Here is a 19,133-nt window from a genome sequence, read left to right on the forward strand (position 1 = left end):
TCGCTCCGCGCCGCGCCGCGAGCCTAGGCATCGTTAACTCGAGCCGTCGGACTGTATCGCGATGTCTTCGCCTTCGATGTGGTCATCCTCTTCATCCGATCGGCCAGCGAAGATACCGCCCATCTTGCGGTCGCGCACAACGTCTTTGATCACAGACGTCTCAATCACTTCGCTTTGTTCGGCAAAGCCGTACACTAAGGCCGTGTCGCAAATTGTGTTAATGACCCGCGGAATACCCCGGCTGTAGTACCACACCAGTGAGCAGGATCGTTCTGGAAACAGTTGCTCATCGCCACCGGCGGTCTTGACTCGATGATGAATGTAGCTGACGGTCTCCTGGGCACTGAGCGCCTCGAGGTGATAGTTCACTGAAATACGCTGCGCAAACTGGCGTAAGCTGGGCAACATTAAGGCGGAGCGCAGCTCTGGCTGGCCGACCAAAATCAGTTGCAACACCTGATTTTTGTCCGCGTTGATATTGGACAACATTCTCAGTTCTTCGAGTGTATCGATCGACAGATTCTGCGCTTCATCAATAATCAACACAGTCCGCTTATTACGTGCATACTCCTGCACAACGTAGTTGACGAAATCCTCATAGCATTCGACCTTCTCTTTGCCCTTATATTCCAGGCCAAACGCCATAAGCACCCACTGCATTAAATTACCAAATGACTGATGGGTATTACTGATCAACCCGACCGTAATGTCCTCGTCCATTTCATCAAGAAGTGCACGAATCAGCGTCGTCTTGCCCGAACCGATTTCACCCGTGATGACACTGAAACCCGAATTATTACTCAACCCGTATTGCAGCATCGTGAGCGCCATTTGGTGCTTCTTACCGAGATACAAAAACGACGGATCGGGAAGCAGCGTGAAGGGCTTCTCGTTGAAATTGTAAAACTGCTCGTACATCGTATTACCGGTCCACTAATGGCGTTCGCGTCTTTTGCAGACTAGTAGTTATAGGACTGCGAGGGTTCTTCTGCCTGGTTGAGCAAGGAACCGATTATTTTGGTACCACGCAATAGATCATAGGTTGTGGCCAGATCCTCACGCTTCGTCGCACCGCTTTGCACCACCACCAACGCACCATCCACGTTCGGCGCAAACGCGATCGCGTCGTCCGTTGCGAGTACGGGAGGCATATCGAAAATCACGATCCGCTCGGGATAGCGTGCCTTCAGCTCAGCGATGAGATCCAGCATGCGTGGCGATGACAACATCTCGGACGAATTGGTTTCCCTTTCTTTACCGGGTAAAACCACAAGTCGTTCGACCGATGGATTGAACAGTATGTCCGGCAATGGGACATCGTTACGCAGATAGTCAATGATGCCGTGAGGTGGCTCGTACCCGAAAAAATTGTGCACACTGGGGCGCCGCAAATCGAGGTCGACCAGCAAAACCGTATGCGTGACTTCACGCGCAAGACTAATCGCAAGATTGACCGCGGTTAGCGATTTGCCTTCACCTGGCCCCGGACTCACGACCATCAGGGAATTCCAGCCATTATCTCGCATGCGCTGGATAACGCGCGTGCGCAACATCCGATAGGCATCAGCCGCCATTTCCGCGGATTGCCCACCCAATACTCGATTCTGGTCCAATACCTGTTCGTTCACAGGCACTACGTGTGTTTCGCTGTATACGATTTTGTCGGCCCTTACGCTACTGTGCGCAGCGGAGGGTGTCGACGTTGGAGACTGCAGCACCTCGGACTCACGGGTGCTGTCTCCGGCTGCGTTGTTCTCACGCTCTTTTTTTGCGCGGTCCAGTGCCTGCTTAATTCGTTCCATTGCCTTGCCCTTATTGCTCGTTGAGCGTCATATAAAAATCAGAAACCGAGTTTTCTAAGTATCGTAAACCACAGCACATCCAGTGGTCTGAACGCAAAATGAATCACGATCAACAGTATGATTATCCCAACCAGTATGCCTGCTCCAATCAGCGCCCAATTCCGTCGAGACTTAGACTGATCGCGTCGATTGGCAATGACAGGAATCGATGCCAGAGGCGCCGAGCCGGCCACATCGGTGAGGTCAACCGCTTTGCGCACAGCGCTGTCGAGGCTCTCGGCGATTACCGCCGCAGCGATCGTACCGAACATCGACAAAACGAGCCCCAAAAACAACAGCGCAACGCGATTAGGCGAGTGTGCGGATGTGGGCGCAATTGGCGGCTCGATGAGGGTGAACTTCTGACCTTTTTGGCCGAGAATCACATCTTCTTCGAACTGCGACTGCCCCAGTTGGGCTTTGTAGTTTTGCAGCAGGGCGCGGCGGTCGGTGAGATCACGCATAATGGCGGAAAATTCGCGCTCAACCAGCGGCGCTTTGCTCAAAATATTTTGGTATTCCTGCGCTTTGCCATTCAGATCTTCCAGCGTGCCCATCAGCGAGCCCATTTTCGTCTGCACTTGCGCGAGATTGGCTTGCAGATTGATGTAGGCCGGATTCGTCGGAATCTCTTCGCCATTGCGATTTTCCTGCCGAGTGGACACTTCGTTAATAAGACGTTTGCTGACAAATCCCTCGGTACCATCACCCAATCGAATTCTCGCCCAGTTGCCCGCGTTCGAATCGATCAACGTTGCTTCGTCACCCTTGAGGAACGCGCCAACGATGGCCGAACCAGAAGACGCCTCGGCACGCACGTTTATGCTCTCGCGGACGCTCGACGCCGTGATGACTTTACGTCTTGAGCTGGTTGTCATGGCGGTGGAGCGATCCGCTTCCAGCGACTCAAGCTGCCGCTGCAATCGTTTTACTTCCGGGTGCTCGTCGCTGTAATCGCGACGCGCCACGGCCAATTGCGCTTCGGCCTCTAGAATTTGATCATTGAGCGCGCTCAGGTCTTGGCCCGCATCGCCCCCTGCCTCGGCAATGAGCGTCGCCAACTGTTTCTCTAGTCGTCTCACATCCGGATGATTGTTGCCGTAGCTTGCTTTGGCGGCGCGGAGTTGTCCGCGCGTCAACTCGATTTGCGCACGCGGATCGGTTATCGCCTCGAGCTGAGGATTACCGCCCGAAAACGGATCGGTTTGAATCAGTGATGACTGAAGGAAAATGCGCTGCTGCTCCAGTGCCGACACTTCACGCTGCACATCACCCGCATCGCGTTCTGTCTTTTGCATGAGCTGCATGATTAATGGCACGAACTCGGGCAACGCGCCTTCGTTCTCAGCCTTGAAGCGGGCTAATCGCTCCTCAAGATCGAGCACTTCCCGGTTGGTTTTCTCCACCTGCTCCTCAAAGAACGATACCTTTTGGTTCGCATCGGCAAGGCCCTGAGATTCGTTCTCGGTGCGATACAGCGTGACCAACGCATTGGCCACTCTCTGTGCCATCACCGCGTTGCGATGATCAAAACTCAGATCGAATGCGATCGTTACGCGTGTTGGGCGACCGCTGCGAGGATCGATTACATCGGCACTCACCAAGTCTTGCCGAATGTCTTCTCGCATCTCCTCGATAATTTCACTGCGAGGCAATCGCTCGATATCGTCCCGGTACAGATCGTACTCATCGATGATTGCCGAAAGATTGACCGAAGTGAGCGCACGCTGTTGAACTTTATAGACTCGAGCGTCGGCGTATTCGGTCGTCGAACGACGGCTGTCAAAATCGTCATCTACTTCCTGCTCTTCCAGCAAAATAGTAGCGGTCGACCGGTATACCGAGGGCAGTCCGATTGTAATGATCAGCGTGAGTGCCATAAGCGACAAAAACGTGATCAGCATTTGCGTCTTGCGACGCTTAACGATGCTGATGTAGTCACGCAGCGAATTCGTTCGTTCTTGTAATTCCATCTTGGGTTCCGGTTAATTTCTGAATTATCGAGAAAATCGGGTTGGCGTAAATCGGTAGTTAAAACCAGCAAAAATATTGATGCCTTCGCGTCGACCACTGACGGTCAACGATTCAAACGTTCGGTAGAGCACGCCGCCATTCACGCTCAGCTTGTTGTCAATTTGCCAAATAACACGCGGGCCGACACGCAAGCCATCGCGCTCAAAAGGAATACTCTCGTCAATCGATGCCGTTTCAAAGCCGGCCACCAACAAAGAGCCGGTCAACTTCTCGGTAAATCGATAGGTCACATTGAGTGTGAAACTGTCACGCTCGGTTAAGAAGTTCAGGCCAGCTGGCGTCACTTCTCGGGCAAGCGAAAAGTCGACGCCGTAGGTTTCCCCTTGATAGGTGAGCCCTGTATCGAGAACAAAACCGTCCGACTTCCCTTCGCTTTGAATAATGCGCAGTGAGTTATCAATTTCGCGGCATCGTCGCTCATTCTCGTTCGTCACGTCTCGATAACCAACAGATCCGCGGTAACTGAGTTTTGTCGACGACTGTCGATTGAAACCGACACTGATGCCGAGCGTTTCGGAGTCAAAGCGGTCAATGCCGTCGAAGCCGAAAACACACGCGAAAAAGGAGTCGATCATCGCGGTGGGCGGAGCGGATTGGTACTCATTGCCAAATGCAGTGATGTCAAATCGTGTTTTTTCGTCCCACTGATGCGCCCACGACACATCCGCCGTGTAGTAGTCGTAATCGCTAAACGAAAAGCCATCGAAATGGACATTCGAAAACGAGCCGCCGACGGTAAGCTGATTGGTGGGGTTCATGGTCCAGGTTACCGAAGGGCGAAAATACTGACTGTCGCGTCGATCCACCTCAAAACCGATCACCCCTAACTCCTGCAGCTCGGTTCCGCGCGTGTTTTGTCGTGCGTTTTGGGCGACAAAGTTGAAGCTCAGCGTTTCGGTACGCCGTGTCATTTGAAGACTGACATTCTGATTGTCAAAGTCGAATTCATCATCGTCGAACCGTTCGAGCGTGACGCGCGTATCGAGGGTCACTCGCCACTTCTCGGCCGATGCACTGGCCCGCAGACGCGGCGACAGCTCGAGTAGAAACGTCTCAATGCGACGATCGTCTGGGCTCATCAGTAGGTTGTCGTTCTGAGTGAGACGAGAATTAAACGATGGCTCCAGCACGAATTCGGCCGCCGCGAGCGGCAGCGTTACGCCGGCGCCGGCAAACGCCAGCACAAGCCTTGACCAACGCACGACTCGCGACTCGGGAAAACTGTAAGCGTTACGGAACAACTACCGTGTCCCCGCTCTGTAAGACAATGTTGGAGTCAAGCGAATTACCGTCTTTCACCGATCCATAGCGAAACGGGATAGCGATCTGATTACCGTTTGCATCGCGACGCAGCACACGGATTTTATTCTCGGCGGCAAATGTGGTCAGACCACCGGCCAACGCCAACGCTTGCATCACATCTAACTGCTTGTTGATGACAAAGTCACCTGGACGCGCCACTTTGCCCAGCACATACACTTTGTTGCCATTGGTGCTTAACACCGCGACGGTCACCACCGCATCGGGCACGAACTCAGACAGCTTGGCCACGACACTCTGCTGCACTTCCTCAGTCGTACGTCCCGCCGCTTGCACTTGTCCGACGAGCGGAAAACTGATGCCGCCGTCCGGCCGTACCAATACTTCGCGATTCAGTTCTTCTTCTTTCCACACGGACACTAATAAAATGTCACCGGCATTGAGTTTGTATTCTTCCTGCGCCTGAGCGCTGCTAATCATCGCCAGAAAGCCCGCGAAAAGGCACAGTTTCCACGATTTTTCGAGAGCAAACATGCGTTTCATTTTTCCTCCAAAAGAGCCAGTAACTTATTGAAAAACCAAGCGCGAAAGGGTATCGAAACCCCGTACCGCTTGCAACCGAAAGTATCTCCGGCCGCACAATATATCAGTGCTTCAGGGCAGAAATCGGACAATTCGGTCACACTCCGAACAGACAGCCGCATCTCTCGCCGTCTAAACGCTCAGAATCCCCCATTCGATGGTGCTGACCGGCGCCGGGTGGTGGCATTGTTATAGGACGTTATACGGGTCAGTCTGGGCGGCGCCGTATGCTCGATGCTCGCCTTGCCCATCTCTTTGCAGGATTCAAGCCAAAAGCTTAATATTTTTATTTTTCAGTTAGTTATCGACTTTACTTAAAGTGTTGAATTGTAGGGTGTAAAGCGGTTCGACAACATCGGCCCGCCACATCGGACATAACCTGCTTCGCTGTCGAACCCGCTCCCTTCCTTAGGGTGTCGGCGGGTCCGCGAGTTCAACCCGATTCGCGCGCGCCCGCACCATCGGTTTCGCAGTGCAAATAGCCAGCTCGCCGATGCGACTATCGGTCCTTCGGCAGTGGAAAAAATCGACGGGTGCGCTGCTGATAATCGGCATACGCGGGGCGTTTCTGGACCGAATAATATTCAGATGGCACCGCACCCGAATAATAAACCAGCGTGTTGTACATGTAGTAGGACACCAAAGCGGCACCGGCACCAAGACCGACCCAGACCAGTAAGGATTCGTGCCGATACAGTGATAGCCAGGCGGGAATGGCGGCGATCAGCAGACCGTTCCAGCCCATCCACTGTCCAAAGTAGTTGGGATGACGGCTATACGCCCAAAGGCCGATGTCACACACGCTGTCTGCACTACCCACTCGCCGCTGCACCCGGATAAATCGGCGTTTTTGTCGATCCGCGATTTCCTCGAATGCGAACGAGAGCAGCCAAATGGATATCCCCACTCCTTCTAACATTGAGAAAGTCGGCGCAGGATTTGCCGCGATAATCAGGGCTGGAAAGGCAAGAAACGAGGCGTTGAATGCGCCCTGAGCAATCACCTCGGTCTGGGCCGCCAACATCGTGTTGGCTTTTCCGGCCTTTTTCCATCGTCGCCGCTGATACGCATAACGGGGTAATTCCACCGTGAGGTGGCCCGACCACCAGTGTCGCAGGGCCATGAACCCCATTCTGGCGCCGATAAATAGATAGATCGCGCCGATTAACCATACTCGTGGCCCATGACCGTCCATTACCGCCACCGTCACCAACCCAATCAAGACAATACCCAGCGGCCAGCCAATGTCGACGTAAGACATTCGCTCAGTGCGATAGAGCGGCAGACACACAACCAGCGCAAACAACACGCCTTGGCACAGCGCATTAACGAACGCCGCGGCCGCCAGCGCCTCGCTGAGCAAAAGAACAGTCAGACCAAGAACAAAGGGAATGAGAATCGAGAGGTATTTCAACTCGTAGTCACCGAAGTCGGGGGAGTCGCGTGGGAATGGCAACCCGTCAGAGGCGCCAATCCGACGCATTGCGGTGGACGACTCGACTATTGCCCGAACGAACCATGTGGTCTGATCAAGCCGATTCGATCACGAAATGGGAAGTGGCGGAGAGGGAGGGATTCGAACCCTCGAAAGGCTACAAACCTTTGCTGGTTTTCAAGACCAGTGCATTCAACCGCTCTGCCACCTCTCCGGCGTAGGCGCTACTTCTCGCGCATTTTCGCTGGAGTTGGCGAAAGTATCAACGACTTTTTTCTTCAGGCGCGTCGACAAGAGGATACCCAGCCGCACTCATTCGCCTGTTTTCTGAACTGGGTTTTTGCATAACAAGTCAGTACACTCGCGTCATGTTGACCGAGCTTATCGCCTCGCCCCGGGCTGCGCTGCAGCGGGATTGCGACCCTGCGACGATCCTCTCTCTCGATCTCGCGCCTCGCCTCTTCGCGCCTTTTGCCATTCTCGCGACACTCCTCGCCACCCTTTTGCCGCCGATCGTCAGTGCCCAAACCGATCAGCCGATCAACTCCGACGAGCAGCTTGCCAGCTGGGAGCAGCGGTTGGATATGCTGGAACAGGCGCTTGACCGTACCGATATCGATGAAACACTAGCGGCGCGCGTTAAGACGCAGGCAGCCACCTATCGTGCCGAAGCACAAAGCTGCATCGATGCCGAAGAAGCCAAAATCGAACAGCTTGAGTCAGACCTGGCGCTGCTGGGGGCAGATCCCGTACCGCCGGAAGAACCGGAATCCACCGAGACAGACGATCCCCCCAAAGACTCGGTCGAGGAAGCGAATGACTTTGATCTGCGCCAGCTCGACATTGCTAATGCAATCACACAGCTTACCGTGCGGGTAAAAGAATGCCGGTTCTTGATTTTGCGCTCAGAGCGCATCGCTACCCGCGCGGCGAACACACAACAAGCCCTGAGCGCGGCGCGACTGGGTAGCCAAGGGCCACGGTTTTTTACGCAGTTGCTGGCGGCCATCAAACAACCTCAACACGTCTACGACGAGCTACAAACCGCGTTCTCGCACGAGTTGGAGCGCGGTCGACTCAGCGATGGGCGACTCGTGCGGCTGATCAGCGTCGCGGTGTTGGGTTGGTTGGTTGGCTGGTTACTGGGCAACTGGATGCTGCGCTGGAGCCAACAGCAACGCGGACGTGGCGGCGAGCCGACGCTGCTCACGGTACTCGCCCGCCACAGCCATGATTATTTGCGTTGGTTACTCTTTGGCATCGCAAGCTCGGCCATGCTGTTTATTTACTTCGCACCAGACGCCGTTGAATCACTGTTGTTTCGATTGTCCGTGGCGATTCTTCTTCTGGCCATGGGCCATATTGTGATCCGATGGATTATCGGGCCCTATTCGCCAGGGGCAGATTTTTTGGCGTCGCCGGATCTACCCCCGCTTATCGAGCGTCGACTGCTCTTGTTGGTTGTCTCAACACTCGTCGCATTGGTGTCGCTGGGTTTTGGTGCGTTTTCTGATAGCGCGAGTCAGTCCCATCTGTTGCTGCGCGCATTCGTCGTGTTGTTCTTAGCCACGGCATTGCTATGGTTACTGGCCGCAGCACGCGAACTGCCGTCGATGCGCGGCAAACTCTTACCACTTCGCATATTGCTGACGCTCGCTGCACTTGCCGCCGTGATCGCCGAGTTCAGCGGCTACCGCAATCTCACCAACCATCTTTTGACGGCAAGCCTGATCTCACTCAGCGCAGGATTGGTGCTGTGGACGGTACTGTGGATAATCCGCTCGCTTATGCGGGGACTCACCCACGGCACAAGCACGCTGAGCTATCAGATGCGCAGCTGGATGGGTATGCGGCCATCCGAAACCCGCGCCGAACTTGGTTGGATAAGGCTAATTCTAAATTTCGTGCTGTGGATTTGGTTTGCCGCCATTCTTATCTCGGCTTGGGACACCACCGGCAACTGGTTGCCCTCCCTTCGCAATCAGCTCGCGCAAGGCATTCCCCTGGGTGGCGACGCAACGCTCGTACTCACCGATATGCTCATCGGCCTTGGCGTTTTCGGTTTGATACTGCTCATTACCACGTGGATCAAAGCACGGCTCAGCACTCGCTGGCTCCGCGACACCGGCATGGATCGTGGTTCGCGTGACGCCGTCGTCACGCTGAGCGGTTACGTCGGCTTCGTGATAGCCACGGTGGTTGGCCTCACTACGGCAGGCGTTGACTTCAAGAGTCTTGCCATCGTTGTCGGTGCGCTGTCCGTGGGTATTGGTTTTGGTCTACAAAATATCGTCAGTAATTTTGTATCCGGACTTATCCTGTTATTCGAACGCCCGATCAAAGCGGGCGATTATGTCAGCGTCGGTGCGCTGGAAGGCAGCGTAAAACAGATCCGAATTCGTTCGACCGAAATCGAAACACTCGATCGGCAAACGGTTATTGTGCCGAACTCAGAACTGGTATCGACGCAGGTTACAAACTGGGTGCTGCACGATACCCACGGGCGTTTGCGACTGGTGGTGGGCGTGGCGTATGGCTCGGACACTGAGAAAGTCCGAGATATTCTCGAACGCGTTGCCGCCGATCACCCGGAAGTTCTCGACAAAGGCCCGACGCCTAAACCACGCGCGCTGTTCATGAACTTTGGCGATAGTTCATTGGATTTCGAACTACGCGTGTGGCTCCGTCAAATCGAAAAACGCTTTTTGGTTTCGTCCGATCTAAATTTCGCCATCGACAAGGCGTTTCGAGAGGCGGGTATTGAGATTCCGTTTCCACAACGCGACCTGCACATTAAATCCTGGTCGAACGATGTCCACGTAGGCGTCGATGCCGAATTTGAGGAGGAAAAGCCGTCGGACTTGCCGGCTGAATCGCCGTCTGAGCGTGTGGATGATGCCGCATCGGAAGAATCGAAAGACGATGTCGATACGCCCAACAAAACCGACAACCGACCTGAGTAACACCGACCTGCCCGTTAGGTCGATCAACTAGCGCGACAACGAGACTCCCCAGTCGGTTAACCGACCCATCACCCGCGCGCATGCACCTTCAGTGTTTCACCGATGTCGTTGAGTATGTGGCGCAGCGAATCATAGTCGGGGTGGCGCACACGCAGCCACGCATTCGCCATGTAGCCGGCTTCCACCGGCTGCGTGGGCGTACCCGGATTGGGTAGATGTGCCGCGACAATTCGATCATTGTATTTTTGCGTGACGTGCTCAACGCCCGAGTAGCCCACAATATGGCCGTCTCGATCAGGGCGCAAGGCGATCATGCCCGCCGCATAGCGTCGCGATGGGGCGGTATGCACCTTGCCGTGCGTTAACGCACAGGCCCACTCGAAATACAGATCAAAATCGTTTGCGGCGTTATACACATCCCATTGCCCAACTCCTGGTGGACGACAACCAATCTCAGAAAACTTGAGGCCTTTTGGCCCAAAGAACCACTCCATGTGCGTTGCCGACGTTTCGATATCCAGTGCCTTAATAACCTTACGTGCCAATTCGCGCACTTCGCTGTAGCCGGGCTCATCAATGCGGTTGGTTGCCACCATCTGAGGCGATATCCAGCGTTCCCGCATCGCTTCCAGCACATTAGGAAAGTAGTGCGTAATGAACTCGTGCTGCACTTCGCCATTAATCGTCAAGGTATCAAGAAACCCCTCATGGCCCTCTATAAACTCCTCGATCGCGACCGCATGACCATCGGCCAGTCCCGATTCAATGATCACCCGCTCAAGGTCGCCGTCACTGTTGAGTTTGAACGTTCCGGACGCACCGGCTCCATCTGGTGGCTTAACAATGAGCGGATAACCGACGCTGTCGGCAAACGCACGGGCATCCTCCGGGGTTCGTGCTCGCGTCGACTGCGCGCAGGGGATGCCTGCATTGCGCAGCGCGTCTTTCATCGCTGGCTTATCGCGACACAAAAAGGCCGTTTTTACCGACGTGCCGGGAATGGCTGTCGCCTCGCGCACTTTCGCCACCGGCATGATGTGTGCTTCGACAGTCGCCTCAATACGGTCAACCCATACTTTGCTTTGAATACCGCGCACAGCCTCGAGTAGAGATGGCTCATGTACAACTGATGCCACCTGCACATATTCGCTAAGCCAATGCTTAGTTTCAGCATCGAGGTACTCTCTTGGGCGTTCGCCAATACCAATGACGTTGGCGCCAGCGGCATGGAGCGCACGCACAAATTCGCGTTGATTGCTTGGAAAAGACGGCTCAATAAAAATGATGTTCATTTTAGTAACCTAAACAGCGACACGTAGCGCTCACCCTGTCGTTGCCAAGAAAAGTCTTGCTGCATGCCATTGCGCATGAGGCGCCGCCATAACTCGGTGCGCTCATACAGATCGAGCGTACGATTAAGCGCCCACGCCAACCCCGACTCGTCGTAGTGATCAAAAACAACGCCAGTGCCGGTGCCCGCCGAGGGATCGATTTGCACAACAGAGTCGGCCAATCCTCCGGTTCGTCTTACGACCGGGACAGTGCCGTACTTGAGACTGTACATCTGATTCAAGCCACACGGCTCATAGGCAGACGGCATGAGAAAAATGTCGCTACCGGCTTCGATCGTATGCGCCAAATCTTCATTGTAGCCACGATAAAAACACACGGCGCCAGGTGCCGCCTGTTGAAGCGCCTCAAAAAACCTTTCGTACTGGGGCTCTCCACTTCCCAACACCACCACTGAAAACGGGCGCCGAGCAAGCAATGCCGGCAACACTCCCTGCATCAGCACAATCCCCTTTTGCGATGCGAGTCGGGTCACAATGCCGACGAGCGGTCGATCGGGATCGACGTCAAGCCCCATTTGTCTCATGAGCTCGGTTTTACAGAGACGCTTCCCGGACAAATCATCCGATGTATAGTTCGCCGGTATGCGCTTGTCGACAGCCGGATCCCACTCACCATAGTCGACCCCATTCAGAATACCGACGAGCCGGTCGGACCGCGCACGCAATACGCCGTCTAGGCCCATCCCGTACTCCTCGCCTTGAATCTCTCGGGCATACGTGGGACTCACGGTTGTGAGCGCATCGGCGTGGAGCAAACCGGTCTTGAGAAAATTAATACGACCCGCATTGAGGTCATCCTGGTGAAGCATATGCGCGTGCTCGCCAAGATGGAGATCATTGAGTACCGACCGGTCAAACACACCTTGATAACCGATGTTATGAATCGTGAGAACCGATTTGGTCTTAGTAAACAAACTGTCCCACGCATAAATACTGCGCAAATAAAGCGGAACAAGCGACGTATGCCAGTCGTGGCAATGAAACACATCGGGCGCAAACCCCATGCGCTGACACATCTCTATGGCCGCACGAGACAACAAAACGAAACGCAGATGCTCGTCGTCATCGTTGGTATAGAGCCCTGGGCGATCGTAAAGAACCGGGCAGCGCAGCAGATAAATAGTGAGGCCACTGTCCGGTAGCGTGACGTAATCGATGCTGTACTCGATATCCCAAGGACCAATCGGCACAGAGATGTTTTGCAAAAAGTCGACCGGCCTAGCAGCCAATCCGTCGAGGTTGAGCGTGGCGTAACGCGGCATCAGTACGCGAATATCATGACCGGCCTGGTGAAGATACGCGGACAGTGCCGCACTGACATCGGCAAGACCACCGGTCTTGGCAAGCGGCGCGAACTCGGAACTCGCCAGACAGATTTTTAGCGGAGATGGTGCCACAGCGTGAGTCATTCGAATGAGAGTATTGCGTGGTATTCTACACGCAGAAGCAATGTGCTGTCCGCTTTTATCGAGACCGCGCGCACCATCTCAAAACTATTTTGGCAACAGGGTAAACGCTGTTATGAATGTGCTGATGATCTCTCCGGGTTACCCGGCCGATATGCCCGAGTTTGCTCGCGGGCTGTCTGAAAGCGGCGCACGTGTCTTCGGAGTGGGCGATCAGCCCGGCGGCGCCCTACCTGATCAAGTTAAGGCTGCACTCAGCAAATATGTCCAGGTGCGCACTCTTTGGGATACAAGAGAGGTCATCCGATCGCTTACCGACGCGCTTCGCGGCCATACGCTGGACAGCATCGAGTGCCTCTGGGAGCCCGGCATCATGCTAGCCGCCGAACTTCGAGAACACTTCGGTACGCCAGGCTCGACAACCGAACACGCTCGACTGTTCCGCGATAAAGAGGCGATGAAAGTCGCTCTCGATCGAGCGGGAATTCGCACACCGCGACACCGAGCGGTAGACAGTGTGGCGGGCTGCTGGGAAGCCGTTGAAGAAATTGGTTTTCCCGTCATTCTCAAACCGATTGATGGCGCAGGATCGGCGGATACCTATCGGGTGAATACACCCGACGAATTGCGCGACGTGTTACCGCGTTTGCGACACGTCCCAACTATCAGCATTGAAGAATTTATCGACGGCGAGGAATACACGTTCGACACCATCAGTATCAACGGCGAGATCGCCTTCCACAACATCGCGTGGTACCGCCCGCGCCCTCTCGTTGCCCGCAGCAATGAGTGGATTAGCCCTCAGGTGATCGCGTTGCGCGACGTGGAGAGTGACACGCTCGCAGAGGGCGTGCGCATGGGTCACGAGGTGCTGCGTGCTCTGGCGTTTGGTACCGGTTTTACGCATATGGAATGGTATAAAAAGGCGGATGGTGAAGTGGTATTTGGTGAGATTGGCGGACGGCCTCCCGGCGCGCACCAAGTCGATCAAATGAAATTCGCGTGCGATTTCGACGTGTTTAAAGCGTGGGGCCAAGCGATCTCGCAGGGCGTGTTACGCGAACCATTCGGGCGACACCACAATGTGGCGACCATCTACAAACGAGCGCGTGGCGTGGGCCGCATTAGTCACGTGGAAGGCGCGGATGTTTTGCAGCGAGAGTTTGGTGAGCATGTGGTGTGGAACACGTTATTGCCGCCGGGAAAACACCGGCGCGATTGGCGTAAAACGTTGGTGTCGGACGGTTTCATCATGTTACGTCATCCCGATCTACAGACGACGCTCGACATGGCCGACAAAGTCGGGTCGGACCTTCATCTTTTCGCTGAGTAAGTGTCCGGGCGCGCGAGCACACAGTACGACACCCATGCGTTAGGCTAACTCTTCAAGGTATTTGGGCAGCATTGCACGCCAAGTGATCCAGTCGTGATGATAGTCCGCCCCCCACGAATCAACCCGGTTCGGCACGCCCTTGGCGCCAAGAAGATTCGCGATACGCCAGGACTGTCCAATATCTTCATAGTCCCCTTCACCGGTTGGCATCAGCACAAAGCGAGACTGAAGCGCCTTGAGCATCGGTCCCTCCAGATCGGGCAAATAGTGCAACGGAGATGAAAAATAAAAGTCCTGGTTAAAACTGCCCTCGAGATACTTGGACAGATCGTATGTGCCGCTCATCGCAATCGCCAGTTTGTAGGCGTCTGGATGACGGCACAACGTCGCAACCGCATTAAACGCACCGATCGACGCGCCGGCCGTCACAATCTCAATCTCGTTCGACCGACAGTCCGTGCGAATAGCCGCTGTAACCTCTTCGTAAATAAACGCGTCAAAACGGTTTTGCAACCGCGAGCAGTACTCGGCCGACTCTCTACCTGAAAACCAAGCTTCGCCAGCAATACTATCGACGGAATAGACCTTAATTCGACCCGCATCGATGAGCGGCTGAAGTACCCGGATCATCAAAAATCGTTCAATCTCCTCCGCGTCACCGCCGGCGGTCGGAAACAGGAGAACCGGTGTGCCGTAATGACCCCAGCGAACCAAGCGCATCTCGCGTTGTACATTGCTCGAGTACCAATGCGTGGTGTCTTTCATGCGCGCTGTCCTGCGTCGAAGTCGCGCCACGCCTGGATACGACTCCAAAAGAGCTCAGTAAATTCTTCGTGCTCGTGCTCAGGATAGAGCGACTCGACTTTTTCACGAATCGCCTCTTTGACCGACGCGGACGCGAAATACCGATGGGCAATGTCATCGAGATGATCGAGATGTCGGTCGCAAAACGCTTCAAATTTCTCCACTTCAAAATGTGTGCGCGCAATGTTGACGTACTCGACCAGTTTTTCATCAAACGACCAGTCTTTATCCGCAATACGAAAATACTTGTCCCAATTTAGGCCAGTGCGAACCCGGCGCTTCGTTGCCGCACAATAGACAGACCAGCGGAGATTAGCCTTAATCAGCCACGGGAAATGAAAATGCAGCGATGTGACCTGCGAATCGGGACAGGCATTGGCAAAATCGATTGGCCGCCACTCACCGTTGCTCAGCAAAGACTCGCATGAATTAAAGTCCCACCCGAAAAAAGCATTGATAACCATCGTCATATCTTGCAGACGCTTCTCTTGCTCAGGCGTAAGAAAATCCGTTTCCATTCGGTAGCGATCATGCAGTGGTGCATCGGGATCGTAATTAACGCATCGAAACTGAGGCCCCATCCCAACACAGCGAACGAAAATGTCGAAGGGCACCACGCCCTCTTGTAAATTCATTACCCGCGTGCCGCTGGCGTCATACGCCTTCATCAAGGACTCGCTGTCGTGAATCGCTGTGACACCGACCCACGCACCCCCATCGTACGGTTTCATAAACAGCGGATAGCCGATCTGATCGCCAATACTGGGTAAGTCAAACATCTTTGCGTAGCGCTGCAGTGTCGGCTCCAGGTCTTCGGAATTCTCATAGGCCTTCGGCGGTATCAGCCATGTACGGGGAATTGGAAAACCAAGTCGCATCATGGCGCAGTAAGAGGTCTGTTTTTCCATGGACTGCAGCGTCCAAGGGCTATTAAACACGTACAAATCGTTTATTAATATGGCCTTCTTTATCCACTCGCGCGAGGTGTGATACCAATGAGTCAGCCGATCGATTACCACGTCATACTTGCACGGCTGCATCAGATCAAATGGCTCGATGGCCACACGCTCGCTCTCAAACGACAGCGTGTTCTTTCCAATCTTGATCGACAAATCCAGCTCTTTGAGCAGCGACTCGTAACAGATGGGCCAGCAAATATCAGCACCCAACGACAAACCGATATAGCGAGTTTCTTTTGGCATAACGATCACAATCCGTGGTCAGCAACAGCGATTACTATAGCAGGACAACATGACGTTCGCGTACTTTGTCGACTCTATTCGTAAACCATCCAGCCGGGACCCGGCATGATCCACGACAAACCCGTGCGAAGGCGATCCCGCCAGTTTTCCCAGTTGTGTGCGTCGCGGGCTTCCTCAAACCGCACGTCGACGTTCTTTGACTGTAAATGCGGGACCATTGAGCGGTTCTCATAAATCAACGACTCATACACACCGCAACTCATGTAGACCCGCCGCACAGGTCGTGTGGCATCCTCGCGAAACGCGTTTACAAACGCCACAACCGGATCAAACACTTCGCCTCGCCGATGACGACCAATGTCGCTAAAAGCAAACGATCCTGACTGCAACAGCAAGGAACCGAAGAGATCCGGGTACTGCCAGGCCACGTGCAACGATGCGACACCACCAAAACTAGCCCCCATGACGCATCGCGATTCAACCTCTGGAAGCAGCGGATACTGTTCGGTTAAAAAAGGCAGCAGCTCTTTAGCGACAAACGTGGCGTGGGGTGAATAGCCGGCATACTCCCGAATGCGATCGGGCGACTGGATCAGTGCCACGACCATTGGGGGTATTTCTAATTTATGTGTCAGATTGTCCAGGACGTTCTTGAAATCGGCATACCGCAAGTAATCGATACCATCGTGCACGATCAAAAGTGGATAGCGACGATTCTCACGGAACGTGGCCGGCAAGTACACTTGAAATTCACGTTCCTCGCCAAACGCCTCGCTGTTTATTCGATTGACATGCAAAGATCCCTTGCGCGACTCCTCGCTGTAGAGTGACCACGCGGGTCGTTTATAGCCCGCGCCGCGGCACACTGAGTTTGCACCAAATGGGTCGCGCGCTGTGACCGGATTAAGCGGATCGAGTATCAACTCGTTTTGACCACTACGCGAAACGTCGAGTTTGTACTCGATGCGCGAGCCTTTGGGCAACTGCATTGTCGCCGCCCAAAGATCGGTTCCTTCCAGCGACTCAAATGGCTGCGCGGTATCGAGCCCAGAAATCCAACAGCGTACGTAAACCGCATCAGCCGCACCGCGAAACACAAACGTTACGCTATCGCCGTCGATAAGCGGAAACGTCGTTCGGCGAATCCACTTATCGATTTTGGTGGTCGAAGGTGGCTTGCCGGCCAGTAGTTTCTCGAGCTCGCGATTCATGCGCGCTTGGCCAGTGCGTTGACAGGTGACAAGTTGCCGTCTCGCGAAAAGGTGTTAACCGCAATGCTGTCGGTATATCGACCGTCTTCAACCTGTATTAACGAACCGCTATCGAGCGTTAGACAAACGGCCGGCGAAAATCGACGGCTAAACAAACCAATGTGCGCTGCGCGTCCCGTGTCGAGTCGATTGCGCGCATCAGGTAGCAACACAATCTCCGGCAGCACACCCAATCCGCGACTAATAATCTCTGGTTCGCGCCGACCTTGCGGCATACGATCATGGTACAAAACAATTCGTTCGGTCAGCACCATTGCGCCCGCTGACCAAGCGATCAACGGCTTGTCGTGTAGTAACGAGCCCATGCCAAAAAGCTGAAGTCGATTGAGTAACACCATCACATTACCGCCCGTGATGAGAACGCCCGAACACCTCGCCAGATCCTCTCGAATGGCGTCTACATAGCGTCGGAGCTCGGCATACGAATCCACATTAAACTGCTCGTTGAATTCAGCATGAATCTTATCCATCTGCCTAACATGATGGCGGTCGAGTGCGCGAAGCTGAGAAATGGCATGGCGACGCTCTTCGGCAATGGCGTCCGCATCGCCATTGGCCGTCAGGATTTCGCGCGCGGCGAGAGTGAGTTGCTTTAATCGTAGTCGATACAACGACTGCTGTTGCTTGAGACGACGCTGCCGAATCGAATGGGCTTCGCGCAGCGCATCGTCCGAAAGAAACAACGCTTCTGCGCGTCGATAGATCTGTAAGTCGAACAAGGGACAACGCGTCAGCGCACGCACGTCATCAATGTCGCCCTCCGCCTCTTGCCAGGCGGCCGAAATTACCGCCACATCGTCGGCGCCCAGATTCGCCCGTTCCATGGCCGCATCCAAGTTAATGGTTGGTCGCTGAGGGCCGAGCAGCAGACGCCGAGCGCCACTCATTCCGTTTCCACCCGAATGGTCGAGATAATATAACGTAGCGCCCGATCGACGACCTGCGTGTCGGGGTGCCGCACGATGACGTAGCCGTCACCCTCATAGCTGTCGCTGCGCGGTTGGCCGCGTTGAGGGAGCTTGGCTTCGACCACCACGTCGCCCACCTCGCGCTGCACGCGGTCCAATCCCTGCACATGGCGCACGCGCCGGCCGCCCTGCCCTCGCAGATACGCGGCACCCACCGCATGGGTTCGCTCGGGCGGGTGGAATTCACCAAACGCCACGAGCCGCGGCCAGGCCCGGTAAAAATCGAGATCATGCGCGTACGACAACAGTGACGTGATTTGTGCACCCGGCGGTCGGGCACCGACTTCCGAGATCGCGATGCGATTATCCGCCACACGAAACCACTCCATATGGCTAAGACCCGTGTCCAAACCGAGAGCGTCTACCGCCGCAAAACCCGCGTCCCGTATCGCGTCAAAATCTTCTCCATCGATCTTACGCGGCAACATCACGCACCACTGAATCCAATCATTCTCCAGCACATCGAGGGGCGTTGGTGAGTAAACACTGATCGAGTGCCAGACCGCCCAACCCTATTCGAAGAATTCATACGTGGCCAGGAATATTCATTTGATAGTGTGGTCATTCAGGGTAAGCCGGTCTGGCACTCGATCAGTGTTTACTCACCAACGCCCCTCGATGTGCTGGAGAATGATTGGATTCAGTGGTGCGTGATGTTGCCGCGTAAGATCGATGGAGAAGA

General features: G+C 54.6%; 16 protein-coding genes and 1 tRNA gene. 3 read left to right on the plus strand and 14 right to left on the minus strand.

All coding sequences use genetic code 11. The features are described from left to right. Positions 1-33 precede the first annotated feature (33 nt). From AAF465_08000 to AAF465_08030, 7 genes are all read right to left on the minus strand, one after another. Positions 34-918 carry an AAA family ATPase gene (locus AAF465_08000; GenBank protein MEM7082661.1) on the minus strand — a complete coding sequence of 295 codons (885 nt, stop codon included), beginning with the start codon at positions 916-918 and terminating at the stop codon, positions 34-36. Between the two features lie 41 nt (positions 919-959). Further along, the gene (locus tag AAF465_08005) at positions 960-1,802 is read right to left on the minus strand and encodes a CpsD/CapB family tyrosine-protein kinase (GenBank protein ID MEM7082662.1); all 843 of its coding nucleotides are present in this window, start codon (positions 1,800-1,802) and stop codon (positions 960-962) included. A gap of 38 nt (positions 1,803-1,840) precedes the next feature. Further along, positions 1,841-3,814 (minus strand): SH3 domain-containing protein, encoded by a 1,974-nt coding sequence (locus AAF465_08010; GenBank protein ID MEM7082663.1) that lies wholly within the window; start codon positions 3,812-3,814, stop codon positions 1,841-1,843. Between the two features lie 24 nt (positions 3,815-3,838). Next, entirely contained in the window at positions 3,839-5,077 is a 1,239-nt protein-coding gene (locus AAF465_08015) for a hypothetical protein (protein MEM7082664.1), read from the minus strand. A 28-nt stretch (positions 5,078-5,105) separates the two neighbouring features. Next, positions 5,106-5,678 carry a polysaccharide biosynthesis/export family protein gene (locus AAF465_08020; protein MEM7082665.1) on the minus strand — a complete coding sequence of 191 codons (573 nt, stop codon included), beginning with the start codon at positions 5,676-5,678 and terminating at the stop codon, positions 5,106-5,108. Between the two features lie 538 nt (positions 5,679-6,216). Then, positions 6,217-7,200, minus strand: a complete 984-nt coding sequence (locus AAF465_08025; GenBank protein ID MEM7082666.1) for a DUF1295 domain-containing protein — start codon at positions 7,198-7,200, stop codon at positions 6,217-6,219. Between the two features lie 75 nt (positions 7,201-7,275). After that, positions 7,276-7,366: transfer RNA gene (locus tag AAF465_08030), tRNA-Ser, on the minus strand. Positions 7,367-7,520: 154 nt separating this feature from the next. Between AAF465_08030 and AAF465_08035 the strand changes: the two genes are divergently transcribed. Then, on the plus strand, positions 7,521-10,115 hold the full coding sequence (locus AAF465_08035; protein ID MEM7082667.1) for a mechanosensitive ion channel domain-containing protein: 2,595 nt from the start codon (positions 7,521-7,523) through the stop codon (positions 10,113-10,115). Positions 10,116-10,183: 68 nt separating this feature from the next. Here the strand turns inward: AAF465_08035 and AAF465_08040 are convergent, their stop codons facing one another. Continuing rightward, positions 10,184-11,407 carry an ATP-grasp domain-containing protein gene (locus AAF465_08040; protein MEM7082668.1) on the minus strand — a complete coding sequence of 408 codons (1,224 nt, stop codon included), beginning with the start codon at positions 11,405-11,407 and terminating at the stop codon, positions 10,184-10,186. Next, on the minus strand, positions 11,404-12,864 hold the full coding sequence (gene glgA, locus AAF465_08045; GenBank protein ID MEM7082669.1) for a glycogen synthase GlgA: 1,461 nt from the start codon (positions 12,862-12,864) through the stop codon (positions 11,404-11,406). The genes AAF465_08040 and glgA overlap by 4 nt, the downstream gene beginning before the upstream one ends. A gap of 124 nt (positions 12,865-12,988) precedes the next feature. On the opposite strand from glgA, the gene AAF465_08050 reads away from it, so the two are divergent. After that, positions 12,989-14,206 (plus strand): ATP-grasp domain-containing protein, encoded by a 1,218-nt coding sequence (locus AAF465_08050; GenBank protein MEM7082670.1) that lies wholly within the window; start codon positions 12,989-12,991, stop codon positions 14,204-14,206. Positions 14,207-14,245: 39 nt separating this feature from the next. Here the strand turns inward: AAF465_08050 and AAF465_08055 are convergent, their stop codons facing one another. From AAF465_08055 to AAF465_08075, 5 genes are all read right to left on the minus strand, one after another. Next, on the minus strand, positions 14,246-14,971 hold the full coding sequence (locus tag AAF465_08055) for an alpha/beta hydrolase-fold protein (GenBank protein ID MEM7082671.1): 726 nt from the start codon (positions 14,969-14,971) through the stop codon (positions 14,246-14,248). Further along, a complete protein-coding gene (locus AAF465_08060) occupies positions 14,968-16,212 on the minus strand; it encodes a hypothetical protein (GenBank protein ID MEM7082672.1) in 1,245 nt (414 codons plus the stop codon). The genes AAF465_08055 and AAF465_08060 overlap by 4 nt, the downstream gene beginning before the upstream one ends. Positions 16,213-16,286: 74 nt before the next feature. Further along, positions 16,287-17,423: an alpha/beta hydrolase-fold protein gene (locus tag AAF465_08065; GenBank protein ID MEM7082673.1), complete on the minus strand. Its 1,137-nt coding sequence runs from the start codon at positions 17,421-17,423 to the stop codon at positions 16,287-16,289. Beyond that, on the minus strand, positions 17,420-18,370 hold the full coding sequence (locus AAF465_08070; protein MEM7082674.1) for a Type 1 glutamine amidotransferase-like domain-containing protein: 951 nt from the start codon (positions 18,368-18,370) through the stop codon (positions 17,420-17,422). The genes AAF465_08065 and AAF465_08070 overlap by 4 nt, the downstream gene beginning before the upstream one ends. Continuing rightward, entirely contained in the window at positions 18,367-18,912 is a 546-nt protein-coding gene (locus tag AAF465_08075) for a hypothetical protein (GenBank protein MEM7082675.1), read from the minus strand. The genes AAF465_08070 and AAF465_08075 overlap by 4 nt, the downstream gene beginning before the upstream one ends. Positions 18,913-18,945: 33 nt before the next feature. Here AAF465_08075 and AAF465_08080 point away from each other — a divergent pair. Next, positions 18,946-19,133: hypothetical protein (locus tag AAF465_08080; protein ID MEM7082676.1), on the plus strand; the 188-nt coding region annotated here is incomplete at its 3' end.

The organism is Pseudomonadota bacterium, assembly GCA_039028935.1.
Lineage (GTDB): Bacteria > Pseudomonadota > Gammaproteobacteria > Steroidobacterales > SZUA-146 > SZUA-146.

Coding starts and splice junctions, on each gene's coding strand:
- AAF465_08000 (MEM7082661.1), bottom strand. CDS start 918: ATGTACGAGCAGTTTTACAATTTCAACGAGAAGCCCTTCACGCTGCTT.
- AAF465_08005 (MEM7082662.1), bottom strand. CDS start 1,802: ATGGAACGAATTAAGCAGGCACTGGACCGCGCAAAAAAAGAGCGTGAG.
- AAF465_08010 (MEM7082663.1), bottom strand. CDS start 3,814: ATGGAATTACAAGAACGAACGAATTCGCTGCGTGACTACATCAGCATC.
- AAF465_08020 (MEM7082665.1), bottom strand. CDS start 5,678: ATGAAACGCATGTTTGCTCTCGAAAAATCGTGGAAACTGTGCCTTTTC.
- AAF465_08025 (MEM7082666.1), bottom strand. CDS start 7,200: ATGCGTCGGATTGGCGCCTCTGACGGGTTGCCATTCCCACGCGACTCC.
- AAF465_08035 (MEM7082667.1), top strand. CDS start 7,521: ATGTTGACCGAGCTTATCGCCTCGCCCCGGGCTGCGCTGCAGCGGGAT.
- AAF465_08040 (MEM7082668.1), bottom strand. CDS start 11,407: ATGAACATCATTTTTATTGAGCCGTCTTTTCCAAGCAATCAACGCGAA.
- AAF465_08050 (MEM7082670.1), top strand. CDS start 12,989: ATGAATGTGCTGATGATCTCTCCGGGTTACCCGGCCGATATGCCCGAG.
- AAF465_08055 (MEM7082671.1), bottom strand. CDS start 14,971: ATGAAAGACACCACGCATTGGTACTCGAGCAATGTACAACGCGAGATG.
- AAF465_08060 (MEM7082672.1), bottom strand. CDS start 16,212: ATGCCAAAAGAAACTCGCTATATCGGTTTGTCGTTGGGTGCTGATATT.
- AAF465_08065 (MEM7082673.1), bottom strand. CDS start 17,423: ATGAATCGCGAGCTCGAGAAACTACTGGCCGGCAAGCCACCTTCGACC.
- AAF465_08070 (MEM7082674.1), bottom strand. CDS start 18,370: ATGAGTGGCGCTCGGCGTCTGCTGCTCGGCCCTCAGCGACCAACCATT.